The sequence below is a fragment of the Stieleria tagensis genome (genome assembly GCF_024129865.1).
In the GTDB taxonomy this organism is placed as follows: Bacteria; Planctomycetota; Planctomycetia; order Pirellulales; family Pirellulaceae; genus Stieleria; species Stieleria tagensis.
The window spans coordinates 13517-27040 of record NZ_JAMYFE010000042.1 but is presented as its reverse complement, the minus strand read 5'-3'; the positions used below and the strand labels follow the sequence as shown (position 1 = coordinate 27040).

Below are 13524 nucleotides of genomic sequence, written 5' to 3'. Positions count from 1 at the left end.
TCGAACTTTTCCGAGAGAAACATGATGTCAGCGATTGCTCAGCAAGATCAGGCTTGGTTGGATGCCGAGCGAGAGTACAAGTTAGCACTCCAGGACGGAAAACTGGTCTGCCAAAATCCGAAGGGTAAAACGCTTGCTTCGGTGCCAAAGTGGCTGAAGCAGAGCGAGGCGGCGGAGTCGTTGTTGGCGTTGGCGGATTGGTTGGCCGAACATCAATCCGAGTGCCGGCATAGCGTCGAGCGTTGGATGCTGCGATCGTTGGCGATCCCGCGTGAGGTGCTGTTTGAAATCTGGATCGACCCCGATTGGCAATCCTGTCTTCAGAACATGGTGGTCGTTCCCGCCGACACCCGTGGCAAATTCAACCTTGAAAAATCAGGTCTGCTGCGTGACGTCGACCGCAAACGCGGATTAGGCGTGATCGATTTGGATGGTGAAACGCAGTGGATCAAGACAGCATCCTTCGGCGTTCCGCATCCCATTTTAATCGGCGACTTGGATGAACTGCGAGAACTGGCCGGTGACCTTGGGATCAAACAGACGATCGATCAGCTGTACCGTTCGGTCCATCAAGCCGATGAGTCTCAATCGACGTCGAATCATCTGGCCGACTACTCGGGCGGCCATTTCGAACAACTCAATTTTGCAACCGCGCTCTGCAGACGGTTGGGCTATCCGGTACGCGGTGGCTATGCGACTTGCCGTGTTTGGGAAAACAATCAGATGATCGAAGCCCGCTATTTCGTCGGCGACGACTATCCGGAATCGGCGACTTGGACCGGGCATCTGATTTTCGTCGACGAAAACCAAGTTCCTCTAAAACTCGGCGAAGTCGGCCCGGTCACCTACAGCGAAGGCGTGCGCATGGCATCAGCCATCTATGCCAAGCGAAAGATTGATTCATCGGAGCAAGATCAATGAGCAAGACGAACAAGGCAGTCGAGTCGCAACTTGCCGCCGGTGGAATGCTGCCGATCGGCACAAAGGTCGACCCCAAGAGCACTGAGAAAGTCGTTGCCCGGACCTATGGCGGAGCGGCGCTGGGGGACAGAAAGGTGGTTCGCCTGGGCGCAGAACGACTGGGGCCGGCCGAAGATTTGGCGATGGAGTTCTTGGGACTGGAACCAGCCGGTGAAAGCAAGCCGATTGCGATCCAAAGCCGTCGCGCAATGGGCTTTGCCAGCTGGGCACTCATCACCCATCCCGAAAATGCCAAAGATGCGTTGGTGTTGGTCAAGCGGATCAAGGCAGCGGCGCGAAAAGCAAAATCGAAACCGGGACATGCCTGGGACGCGCTGACAGAGATGGCTGAGGAACTGAACCGTTCCGTTCGCCACTTCTTGCCACCGTTCTGGGAGGAGGCCGCGAGGATCTATAAAGACCTGGGCAATCACAGCTATGCCGGACGTGGATTGGGCAAAGCCTTGGAGGCCGAACGGGTGCATGCGTTGGATGTCGATCGCACTCGCCGTCGCGACGCGGTTTTGGAATTCGCGCTCAGCGGTTGCCTGTCTGGGAAAGCCTTGGGCGAATACACCAAAGATCTCGAACAACAATTTGAACCGGCCGAGGCGTTTGAAACCTTCCGCGACTTATTGGTCCGCCGCACACTCGGCGGCATGCCACCGATGGCATCCGCCGCCAAAGACTTGGTGCGGTTGGCCAAGCTGGCTGGCAAAGATCCTGACGCGGAAACCGACGCGTTGTTGACCGAGATCATTTCCTCCCCGGCGATGGCGCGTGCGCCAAAACTGTTTTGGAAATCCGTCAGCAAACGTGTCTCACATTTAGTTCAACAATCTGATTCGTTCGGACTGTGGTTGCTGGTGCATACCAATTGTGACGACGACTATTACAACAACAGCCCCGCCTGGGATTGGCTGGATCAACTCGATCGGTGGAAAGTACTGCCGCTGTTGGCCAAACCGGTCGCCGAACTGCCCAGCGATGTCCAGATTCCTGGCGGGCGAGCGGGATGGTTCAGCCGGCTTGCATCGGCCGGTGTCCCGCCAAAGAAACGCTTTTTCGAACTCCTCGAATCGGCCGCTGCTGCGCTTCGCGAAGAAGCCCAACCACTCAACTTGGGCACGCAGCGCGGGTACGCATCCAAGCCGGCCGACGTGGACGTCCTGGAAGCCTGTTTGGACCTTGGGATTCCGGTTGCGGAACTTCCGGCCAATGCCGGCATCGGGTTTTCCGGCTGGTTGCAAACCAATCCCGACCACACGCGTCGCAATTCGTCGTTGAAACACGTTTTGGATGACCAACGATTCGCGGGGATCGTTCGCGAATCGATTCCCTCACTGATCTGTGGCGAACAACGCGGGTCCCGCCGTTATTTCCGTACGCACGGCGCGGACACACAACGATTTGACAAAGCCGCTACCGGACACGACGCGATCAAAGATATCTGGTGGCAATTCCTGGACCAACAACTTTCTCAGCTGGAAAAGGGTGGACTAGCCGACGTCGAAGTCGCCTTGAATGTTTTGCGGACGGCGATCGGTCGGGCGACGATCCAAGAGTTCCCGGTGGTCATGGAGCGATTGAAAAAAGTCAGTTTTGCTGCCGCACTGCAGCGAACGCTGATCGCCGGTGTGATCGATGAATACGGCTGGGACGCGTTGGACCAAGCCGATGATGTGCAAGCGCTCGTCAGCATCAAAAAGAACCAAGACGAAACGCTGATTGATGAATCCTTTCCCACGATCACAATCGCTCGCGGAGGAACCATCGAAGTCATCGGGGCACAGGGATCCAACGTTGTCGGTGAATTCGTCTTTGACAAAACCAAACGCGCGGAATCCGTCCGCCAAGTTCAAAACGATGTCTTGGTGGGCTTCCGTGATGTCACCACCTATGCGTCAAAGATTTGTTGGCTGAGTGATCCCGACCAAATCTTTCCGGCTGAATACAACTATTGGAATCGCCAGATGTCCGCTTGGATGCCGCTGCAAGACGGTGTCTTCTTTGGCACCCGCCTGGTCAAACCCGGCGACAGCAAAATCCCCGAAGCCCGCGTCTGGTTCAGCGACGGAGACCGGTTTTGGAATCTCAATCAGAACGTCTTCTCCCCCTACACCTATCTAAATTTCGAGGACGCATCAACAGCGCCAAAGTTGGTCGAAATCGATCCGGTCACCGGAAAAAAACAGCGTGAAAGCATCCCGCCGTGGTTTGAAGATCAGTTGTCATCAAGCGACAAGATCCACTGGACGCATTGCAGACTGATGCCGGCACCGGCAACACTTGATGATTCTCCGCTGGGAATTGCCAATGGCATGGTCGGCTGGCGGGTGATCGGCAAACGTGACGGCAGTGTTGTCGGCTTGGGCATCGACGGAAGAACCTGCACCTTGCAGCCCGACCCGCACGGATTCACCGAACCCCGATTGCCTGTCGCGATGATCAACCGTCCGGCAACGGATTCGTACTGGATCCTCACCGCCGACGGAACGGTTCTGGACCAAGACACCGGGATCGCATTGGCACTGCTGCCTGGTGACAAAACCCGCTACTGCCTGGGGCAACCCAAAGCACTGCCGGTCGAATTCTTTCATCTGTTTTCCCTGCGTTGCCTGACGTCGTCCACCAAACTGCGCAGCACCACTGCCAAGCAAGCCGCGGCGTTGTTGGATGCAGGTGATCGTCAACACCAAGCCCTGCGCAAGAAAAAAGAAGAATCCGAGACCGACCCGGATCGCGATGCCGTTTCCCAAGCAGTCGCGAAATGGTTACCAAAGGCTCCCGAGCGATTGGCCAAAGGGGTCAGCAAACTGATCGCCATGACAGCAGCCGAACAGGCCTCGTTGAATGCCAAGATTCAGCGGCTTTCCGAACCTCCGAAAACGGATGAACAAAAAAACGAAGGCAAACAAAAACCGTCGTTTGGCCCGTCCGCCGCCGGCGTCAGCAACTTGGCCCTTTCCTGGTTCGGTGACAGTCGCGCCGACATCTATCGGTATGGCAACAACAGCGCACCGAGCATTCATGTCGAAGCGGTGATCCAATTTTTGCAAACCGGCACCGTCGATAAACTTCACAAAGGTCAACCGGATTGGATTTCCGCCGTCGATGACACCTGCACCGCCGCCTGGAATTGGTTCTGGAAACAATCCACCAACGGAGCGGATGTGGCAGAAAACCAGGACCAGCCAGTGCATCATCGGTTCGAAGATTCCTGGGGGCTGAAAGGGCTGGCCTATTTGGCCGAATCCGGAATCTTGGACTGGGACGGCAAATTGGTTTATTACATCGCCCAACCGTTCAGCGAAAGCGATGCGGCCTTGGCAAAAAACAAACCGTACGCGCCCGATCGAGAGAAACCGATTGCGTTTGTCGATGGCAAAAATCGCTATGTCGCCTATCCCTTCGGCGGCTACCGTGTCGAACAGATCCACGTGCTGGAGTATTCACCCAACGGAAAACCCAAGCCCCCCAAACCCTACAACATCATCGATGCAGTCGAACTGCAACGCACGTGGAACTCCAAACAAGTCCAAACCTTCGTCGATGCTGTTCGCCGTCTGGAAACTCTGCCATTGGTCGATGGGGAATTGTTAGCCAAAGCCGCTGAAAAACTTGGCGCTTCGCCGGTTCAAGTCGGGTTGGCATGGATGTCTAATTTGCGAACCGCGCGATATGGTCAAGAGAAATTAACCAAGGAACTGCGGGGACACTACGGATGGAAGGTCAACGAAATCAAAACCGCGATCTCCGGGCTCGACGGCGAAGCGCTGCCGTTATCGCTGCTCGCAACCGGGTTACGGGACGATCCTGACGGCGCGATCGGCCAACGCATTGATGCCGCTTTTGAGCGCATGATTGCGGCTTGGCAAAAACGCCGACAATCGTCCGTCGCGTTGCCGCCGGAGTGCGCCGCACAACTAGAACACATTGGTGGCGGCTACCCCCAGTTCGACCGGAAAACCTTTCTGAGTTTGTTGTCCGACCCCGTCGCGTCGCGAGTGTTTGAATCGCGCGAGCTGACATTTGGATACGTGCAAAATCCTGATCGCCATCAACAGCACGCGCTGAATCTCATTCAGGATCCCGAGCCACCGACCAATTTGGGATCCATCTTGCCCCAGTTGCTCGATGCATTGGGCTGGGTGAATTATTCGTTGCCCTTTGGTGATCCGGCGCGGCGACAAATTCCCGCCGTGATCGAATCGGCGCGTCAGTGGATCGATGACCCGGTGTCCAAATTAGAGTTCGGTGCGCCCTGGACGATGCGCGACTGGTACGGCAACAAGTCGATTGACACGGCCGCCGTCGTCGATCAATTCAGCAAGTTGATTGCACCCTGCAATCAGCAAAAAGAAGGCCACTACACATTTGACGGCGGTCTAGTGCTGGGCGCGCTCTATCCACCGATCTGTCAGCTTGCGTTCCGCACGTCGAAACTTCATACGACACAGGAACTGGAATTACTGTCCGCGGCGGCGCGATTGACATTCAACTACGAAGGCGACGGAGCCGACCAAGTCGATTTCGCTCGGTTCGTTTTGGAAATGCGATCTGATATCGCCGATCAATTGATTCATTCCAACTCAGGCGATCAGCTGGCCGATGGCGTTTGGGAACAAGACCCACGCTGCAGCGTCCCTGACTTGGTAGACGAAGTCAGCAAAAAATGGAAGCTCGATCAGTCTGCAGCGACACTCTATCTACAACTTCTCGCGCTACCGGATCCGACAAACAAGAACCTCCAACGGTGGAACCACTGGAAACCCGCAGAACTGAAATCCGCTGTCGCGACCTTGGCTGCCACCGATCTGGTCGTCACAGCCAAACGCAGTCGCGCCGGACGCGAGTTGTTCCTGCCAGGTGGATGGGAAGCACTGAAACTACCCAATCTGCCGGTTGAATCATGGAAACTGGCGCAGTTGGGATACCAAAACACCGACCGATTACGCGGCGGCAATGCCGCGTTGTTGGTTTGTTCACGCCCGCTGCCCAATCAGTTTCGGTTAGCTTGGGATCGCACCCAGTCGGGCGACGCTCCACGCTACGAAGAATCTCTCCAAACTTAAATCGCAAATGGCAAAGAAAAACGTCCGTCCCTCTGCGGCTGCGACAACGCCCAAGGTGCAATCCCCGCCAGCGGAACTGCGTTACGCCGACGAACTAGCGGTCATGCGCGAAGCAGATACTGCGGCGCGACCGGAGGGATGGAAACTGTCGCCGACGTCGGTCGTCGATTTCATCTGTGGCAGCGATGGCGAAAAAGTCGGTGCAAGAAAATCGGATGCATTGGTGATCAGTGAAAAATTCGTCGGACCTCGTGACATCGTTCAACGTTGCGTTGTCACCCTGGCCGGTGAGCGGGGATTGATGTTAGTCGGCGAACCGGGCACGGCCAAATCGATGCTCGGCGAACTATTGGCCGCGGCCATCAGCGGATCGGGCGGGTTGGCAGTTCAAGGGACCGCCGGGACAACTGAAGACCAAATTCGTTATGGCTGGAACTATGCGATGCTGCTCGATCGCGGCCCGACGCCCCTGGCCCTGGTGCCCTCGCCGGTGATGCAAGCGATGCGCAGGGGCAGCATCGTTCGATTCGAAGAAATCACTCGCTGCCTGCCGGAGGTTCAGGACGCTCTGATCTCGATTCTCAGCGAACGCCGGATGATGATTCCGGAATTGGACGATGAAGATTCCAGCCTGTTTGCGGCACCGGGTTTTTCCTTGGTTGCCACAGCCAACCTACGCGACCGGGGTGTTTCCGAAATGTCCGCCGCGTTGAAACGCCGCTTCAATTTTGAAACCATCGCTCCGATCTCCGACGCCCAGCGTGAATGCCAACTCGTCGCCTCGCGAGCGGCAACGATGCTAAGTGAAACAGGGGGTGATCAGGCGATCGATCAAGCGTTGGTCGAACTGTTGGTGACCGTGTTTCGTGATCTGCGCAGCGGTCGCACCGACGAAGGTTGGCAGGTCAATCGTCCGAGCACGGTGATGAGCACCGCTGAAGCCGTCGCGGTGGCCACCGCCATCATGCGAGAAAGCGTGTTCTTTCCCTCCGGGTTTGATCCAGTTTCCAGAATGCCGGGACACTTGTTAGGCGTCGTGTTGAAGGATGACGAAAAAGACCGTGAGCGATTGTTAACTTACTGGGACGGCCCCGTTCAACGCCGTGCCAAGTCCGGTGGCCAATTGTGGAAACGCCTGGCCGAGGCGCGCGGCGTGCTGGAGGATGCGTAACACGCGATCGACAATGCCCGCTGAATCGATTGATCCCGTCGCCGAATGCGCGCGACTGCACCTGTGTGACGCACCCTTGCTAATCGGTGTCCGCCATCATTCGGCGATGCTGGCGCGAGCGATGGGCTCGATTCTGGATCGCTTTTCACCCCAGCGAATCTTGATCGAAATGCCGTCGGATCTATCGGATTGGATGGTTCATATCGCTGATCCATTGACACAGCCGCCAATCGCAATCTCTGCGGTGGGTTCCGATGGCAACATGATGTTCTATCCGCTGGCTGAGTTCTCGCCGGAATTCGTCGCCATCCGCTGGGCGTTCGCCAATCAGGTGCCGGTGAAAGCCTGTGATTTATCGGTCTCGGCAAAGTATGCCGTGGAGTTCGATACAGCTGAGTCGTCCAGCGACCTATTGCAGTCGATCATGCAGCGGACCGGAGCAAACGATGTCGGTGATTTGTGGCAGCGGATGGTCGAGTCCCCCGGCTGTGATGCCGACCCCGAAACCATTCGCCGCGCGGCGCTGACATTCGGTTGGGCCGTTCGCAGCGACAGCCACCGAATCAGCCCACGTGACTTGGTGCGCGAAGCTGCGATGCGACAAGCGATTCGAGAAACCGACCAGCGGACGGCTGCCATTGTCGGTTCCTACCACGCCGCCGCACTCCTACCGGAACGGGTCCACGAAACCGAACATTCTGACCCAACATTGCTGGCCACCGTCGATGCGAATCCCGAATCGGTCGGTGTCTCGCTAATCCCGTACTCGTTCGAGCAACTGGATGAACGCAGCGGTTACCCGGCTGGCATCCTGGACCCGCAGTGGCACCAACGCATGGTCCAGTCCGAATCCAACTCAGAAATGGACCAGGCCGCTGTGGAACTCGCCACCGGTGTCTGTCGCCAATTGCGCCGCGCCGGGCATGTCGCGGGGACACCCGATGCCAGCGAAACCATCCGTATGATGCGTGACTTGGCACGACTGCGGGGACTGGGCGTTGCCGGTCGCGGCGAGTTGGTCGAAGCACTGCAATCCTGTTTGGTCCATGGCGATGTGATGGGTCGTGGTCGAGCCGTCTCGATCGCAGCCGCCCAAGTCTTGGTGGGCGATCAAACAGGGGTCGTCACACCCGCTGCACCACGCTGTGGTTTGGCGGTTTCGATCGATCAATTGTTCGAACAACTTGGTTTGCCCGGACGTGACTCACTTGGCAAAGCGAACAAGCGTCCGGAATCGGCACGCTGGCGCGCCGGGCTATCGCCCGATGACAAGGAACTGCGTCTAGATGTGCTGCGCAGCCCCAAAGATCGTGCTCGTGCGGTGGTCCTGCGCCGGCTAGATGCCGCAGGAATTCCCTACGCCCGACGTTTGGACACGGTGGAACAAGGACTGCGAGAAAATTTGATCGAACGGTGGAGTGTGCAATGGCTGCAATCCACCTCAGCAACCATTGAAAGCGTTTCTCGTTTCGGTGTCACCTTGGATCAGGCCAGCGAACAAATCCTGCGCAGCGGGAACACAGCTGACACCGAACAACTGCCAACGAAGATTCTAGAACGATTGCGGATCGCTAGTGAATGCGGTTTGCAGCAACTGACCAACCAAACACTGGCGCAGCTAGATCAGACGTTTCAACACAGCGCATCGCTCTCGGATTTGGTCCAAGCCACGTCGCTGATCGTTCGGATCGCTGCATCCCATCTTCCCGGTCTGCCGTTAGATCCCGCCGACGCAGCGCCGCCGATTGTGCCGGTCTACCATCTGCCCGATGCAATCGTATCGCCTGCGAAACTACTGCACGCCTGCCTGCTACGACTGGGTGGGTTACGTGGAAGTTCGGACCGGAACGACGCCATCGCAGTGGCCGAGTTGGTCGATTGGTTCACCGGTGACCTCTATCAAACATTTCTCGGCAGCAATGCGGACGTGGACCATGCAGACGACGATCCCGTCACACCACAACACTTGATCAATTGGTGTAAACAAACCCTGCGCGACGGCAGCAATCTGATGCGTGGCGTTTCCGCCGGCGGTCTGTGTGTGTTAGGCGAAATGGATTCTAAAACACTCGGCGGATTGCTAACCGGATGGATCGACTCCGCGTCGGATCGCTCGGGGCGAGAGCGATTGCGCGATGGACTCTCGGGATGTGTGCAACTGTTGTTGTCACGCATGCAAAACGATGCGCAGTGGTTGGATGGATTCGAAGCAACGGTGAACGAGCTCGATGACGCTGATTTTTTGACGCAATTGCCAGCACTTCGGGGCGGTTTCCAGCCCTTTTCGCCGGCCGACCGTCAGCGTGTTCTCGATATCCGCTTCCAAGGCTTGGACGACCGCAGGTCTTCGATCGAGGAAAGCAGTGATGATCCGTCGCAACAGCAGGTTGTCATTCAACAGGTGGCCCGGCTTCGCCATTGCGATCTGGCAGGACAACGCGCTGTGGAGGCATTGTTCCCAGAACTTCAATCGATGCTCGAACAACCGGTTTCCGACCGATCGAAGACCTCTGCGAATGCAGACTCGAGTTCAGAGCTCGACACCGTGATTCGCCCAGTCGCAAACGGCCAGATCACAACAGCAGATCGCTGGCGGTTGATCTTGGGGCTGCCACCGGAAAGTCCTCAGTCACGCGTCCAGTCCGCAGCGCGCTCTTTGGACCAAATGTTCGGCCGCGGTCGCGGCGAGGGATCACGCAGAGAGTTTGCCGAGCGCCGCGGGTCGACCGGCGGACAGGAAGCTCCATCGCCAAGTAGCGCACAGTGGGCCGACGACTTGGAAGCTTTGTTCGGCAGCGACGTCTGCCAAGAGGTGTTGGGAACGGCCGCAGCGGCTGGCAACCCAACCCTGATTCAACATCTGGATCCTGACAGTGTCACGCCATCGGTGGATTTGCTGCAACAGGTTCTTAGCCTGGCCGGTGCGATGCCGGAATCACGCATGCACCAATTGCGACGACTTGCAAAACGCATCACCGACCAATTGGCACAGCAATTGGCAGTGCGATTACAAACTGCACTCAGCGGACTGTCGACGCCGCGGCCCACCCGCCGTCGCTCGCGTCAGCTGAACCTGCCACGTACGATCCGTGAAAACTTGCGAAATTGCCGTCGACGACCCGACGGTCGGGCAACCATCATTGCCGATCGTTTGATCTTCAACGCACCGGCGCGCCGTGAAATGGATTGGCATGTGACGTTTGTCGTCGATGTCTCTGGATCGATGTCCGCATCGGTGGTTTATAGCGCTTTGGTGGCAGCAATCTTTGATGCATTGCCCGCACTCTCGGTGCGTTTCCTGGCATTCAGCACCGAATTGATCGATTTGAGCGATCAAGTCGCTGATCCTCTGGCACTGCTGTTAGAAGTTGATGTCGGCGGCGGTACCGACATCGGACTTGGGCTACGCGCCGCCAGGGCCGGCATCAAAGTGCCCTCGCGTTCGATTGTCGTCTTGGTCACCGACTTTGAAGAAGGCGTGTCGATCCCATCGATGTTGGCGGAAGTCCGTGCCTTGGTTGATTCAGGAGTCCGTTGCCTGGGGCTTGCATCGTTGGATGATTCAGGGCAAGCACGCTACCACGACGGCTTGGCACAAATGATGGCGTCGGCTGGTATGTCGGTCGCAGCGGTCAGTCCTGAAAAACTCGCCCGTTGGATCGGTGACCAGATTCGCGGCAATCCTAGTTCAGGACAAATCGATGGCTGATCCACTGCGGCCCAACGTTTCGGCGGAACTCGTCGCTCGATTGATCGACCAGGCGCCGACGCGTGTCCAAAAACGTTTGGATAAGAATCCGTTGGTGGCTGATACCTGGACTTGGTCGCGCCAAGACAACCAAATCACCGTCGTTGCGGGCGAAGAAACGGTGCGGCTTGTTGTGAACCCGGAATCGAACAGTATGACAGAGCTTCAGCAACTCTCATGCACCTGTTTACTGGCTCCCAAATGCTTTCACCTACTGGCCTGTGCCAGTCGACTTCCGTTGGAACAAACAGTCGATTCGTCAGCAACCACTGATTCTGTAACCACATTGATTGACGACGACCAAACGGCATCGGCCGTCGAAGTCACCGCAGTGATGCGCCAGGCAGCGTCCAATAGCATTGGCGCGATCGAAACAGTACTTTCCGTCGGATCGCGGAACTGTGGTGTTGTGGTTCAATCCACTCTACTGCGCGCCGCGCACCAATGTCGGCGACATGGATTGATCCATCTTTCGGCAGCCTTGATACGCAGCGTGCAGGGGATTCGCCAGTTGAAATCTGGCTCCGATGGCACCGATACCGAGCAACTAAAAACCGACCTTGCCCGCACCGTTGTCTTGGCACGTGCGGTTCTGCGACACGACACACTGGAAGTCGATCAAGTGGGACAAGTTCGGCGCCCCTTCACCGCAGTCGACGTGAGTCGCTTGCAAGGTGTGTTGGCGGAACCGATCGTGACACGCTCTGGTTTCGCCGGAACAGTTGTGCATTTCATCGCCAACGACACAGCGTTTTACGAAGTTGGCTTGGTACGGCCCGGCGAACCCTCGCTTGCCAGCCAAGCCTATCAAGGCGGAATCGACCTGGGATCGACGACCCTGTCTGCGTTTGAACTTTGCCGAGCGACCTTGGACGTACAGAACCTGACCGCATCACCCGATCACCGCTTGGGCCGCGGCACGAAAACCCGCTGGGCACGACGCAAGCCCGTCTCTGCCAGCGACTCAACTGCCGACGACGGTCAATCGACCGCCCACGACTGGAACCTGTCGTTCGCAGCACCCTTTGCCGAACAATTGAAACGCCTATTTGACGCCCAACAAGATCCGGGCCAGGCAACCGCCAACCGACACCGCCTCGTCGGCTTTGAATGCACGGTGCTTGGTCCCCATCACTGCTCGGTCGCCGTTTCCCTCACGGAACTCGATGCGCCGCTGTTCTTGGAAATCCCGCTCGACATTGATGCACTGCCGTATCGCGCCAATTTGGAACTACTTTCGCGCAGTGCCGGCCTGAGACTTAGAGTGGTTGGTCGACCACGCCCCGGACAATCCGGCTCGATCGACCCACTGATGATCTGCCCGCTTGCCCAAGACGATGCAACGCCCCGGTTAGAACTACCGGAATCGTGGCGCGGTGTTTGCCAACTGGGGCTTGACCGACTGGAGCGTCATTTCTTTAGTCACACCGACCAATTCGGCGACACCGACACTCTCAACGGAACCGGTTCACCCGGCGGTCTTTCCTTGTCGAATTCTGATTTGTCGCCAGGTCTAACGCGTCAATTGTCGGCATTGGTTTTAGGCGGACGGCGCAGTGTGGCTGCGCTCGGTTCACGTTCTCATCGCCGCCAGGTTCGTGCGTTGCAGCGTCGCAACCAAACCATGGCTGCCAGCTTGGCTGAAACAATCGCCTCACAGGCTTCACTCGCTCGGCCCACGTTACAACTGACGGATCTACTGGCCGCGGCAAACGAATACGAAAAAGCTTCGCTTCAGGACTACCAACGCCAGGCTTGGAACGACTGGCTGCACCCGGTCACGCCAGCCGACTTTTGAACTTGCGATCCAGTGCCGATAGCACAGCATGCGTGGGCAGGAACACCAGCAATGGCAGACCGCAAAGCAGGCAGCCAAGCCAGGCCCAGGCTGGCATCCACGTCTGTGCCGTGTCACCATTCGGGCCAAACACATAGTTCACATTGTGCGGCTGATTGGGAAATGACAATGCATCGGTCGGACCGGGCAACAGAAAATAGCAGATCAACATCAGCGCCCATGCCAATACCGTCCAGGCAAAAAAGGCTCGCCGATCGTAGCCCAGCCGATAGACCAGATACAACAACAACATCGGCAACCAAAAGTGAAAGAACGACAACCCTCGCGCAAACAACGAGATCCCTGAATCAAACATGTAATCCGTCATTCCAACCAACGATGATCCGGCAATCGAGCTGATAAAATCAACCTGCCAAAGCAGCTGAGGAATGGTGATGCCAACGACAGCCATCGAGGCGAAGATTGGTTTTTCTGTCCAGACCGCTGCGACCCCCAGGAATAGCGCCACGTCACAGTAGTACAAGAAATTTGTCGGCCCGTATTCTTTCCAGTAATAGACGGCCAGTACCAATGTGAACGCCGTGTACGTCCATTTCAACAACGACGGTACGCGACTCGCAGATCCAACCGACAGCGGCTTTGATGCACTTGGCAATTCTTTGGCGTCGTGACGCGAGTCGATCATTTCTAGGCTCATGCCGGTCTTCACTGGTTCGAGACAATTGCGGATCTGAGCGGATCGGTAGGTCCTGCTCTCACTCTCCTGCAACAA

General features: G+C 57.1%; 6 protein-coding genes. 5 read left to right on the top strand and 1 reads right to left on the bottom strand.

All coding sequences use genetic code 11. The features are described 5' to 3' along the window. The first annotated feature begins 21 nt into the window (after window positions 1-21). From NHH03_RS09605 to NHH03_RS09585, 5 genes are read left to right on the top strand one after another with little or no spacing between them, the layout of a single operon-like run. On the top strand, window positions 22-921 hold the full coding sequence (locus NHH03_RS09605; protein WP_253155643.1) for a DUF4132 domain-containing protein: 900 nt from the start codon (window positions 22-24) through the stop codon (window positions 919-921). After that, the gene (locus NHH03_RS09600) at window positions 918-6035 is read left to right on the top strand and encodes a DNA-binding protein (RefSeq protein ID WP_253155641.1); all 5118 of its coding nucleotides are present in this window, start codon (window positions 918-920) and stop codon (window positions 6033-6035) included. The genes NHH03_RS09605 and NHH03_RS09600 overlap by 4 nt, the downstream gene beginning before the upstream one ends. Before the next feature lie 7 nt (window positions 6036-6042). Next, the gene (locus tag NHH03_RS09595; RefSeq protein WP_253155640.1) at window positions 6043-7206 is read left to right on the top strand and encodes an ATP-binding protein; all 1164 of its coding nucleotides are present in this window, start codon (window positions 6043-6045) and stop codon (window positions 7204-7206) included. A 13-nt stretch (window positions 7207-7219) separates the two neighbouring features. Next, window positions 7220-10915: a DUF5682 family protein gene (locus NHH03_RS09590; protein WP_253155639.1), complete on the top strand. Its 3696-nt coding sequence runs from the start codon at window positions 7220-7222 to the stop codon at window positions 10913-10915. Beyond that, entirely contained in the window at window positions 10908-12752 is a 1845-nt protein-coding gene (locus NHH03_RS09585) for a hypothetical protein (protein ID WP_253155637.1), read from the top strand. Before NHH03_RS09590 ends, NHH03_RS09585 begins: the two co-directional genes overlap by 8 nt. Here NHH03_RS09585 and NHH03_RS09580 read toward each other — a convergent pair. Next, window positions 12733-13449 carry a hypothetical protein gene (locus tag NHH03_RS09580; RefSeq protein ID WP_390895548.1) on the bottom strand — a complete coding sequence of 239 codons (717 nt, stop codon included), beginning with the start codon at window positions 13447-13449 and terminating at the stop codon, window positions 12733-12735. The two genes, NHH03_RS09585 and NHH03_RS09580, sit on opposite strands and share 20 nt — an antisense overlap. Window positions 13450-13524 lie beyond the last annotated feature (75 nt).

Excerpts from the sequence above, each read along its gene's own strand:
- NHH03_RS09600 (WP_253155641.1), top strand. The coding sequence starts at position 918 with ATGAGCAAGACGAACAAGGCAGTCGAGTCGCAACTTGCCGCCGGTGGA.
- NHH03_RS09595 (WP_253155640.1), top strand. The coding sequence starts at position 6,043 with ATGGCAAAGAAAAACGTCCGTCCCTCTGCGGCTGCGACAACGCCCAAG.
- NHH03_RS09585 (WP_253155637.1), top strand. The coding sequence starts at position 10,908 with ATGGCTGATCCACTGCGGCCCAACGTTTCGGCGGAACTCGTCGCTCGA.
- NHH03_RS09580 (WP_390895548.1), bottom strand. The coding sequence starts at position 13,449 with ATGAGCCTAGAAATGATCGACTCGCGTCACGACGCCAAAGAATTGCCA.
- NHH03_RS09605 (WP_253155643.1), top strand. The coding sequence starts at position 22 with ATGATGTCAGCGATTGCTCAGCAAGATCAGGCTTGGTTGGATGCCGAG.
- NHH03_RS09590 (WP_253155639.1), top strand. The coding sequence starts at position 7,220 with ATGCCCGCTGAATCGATTGATCCCGTCGCCGAATGCGCGCGACTGCAC.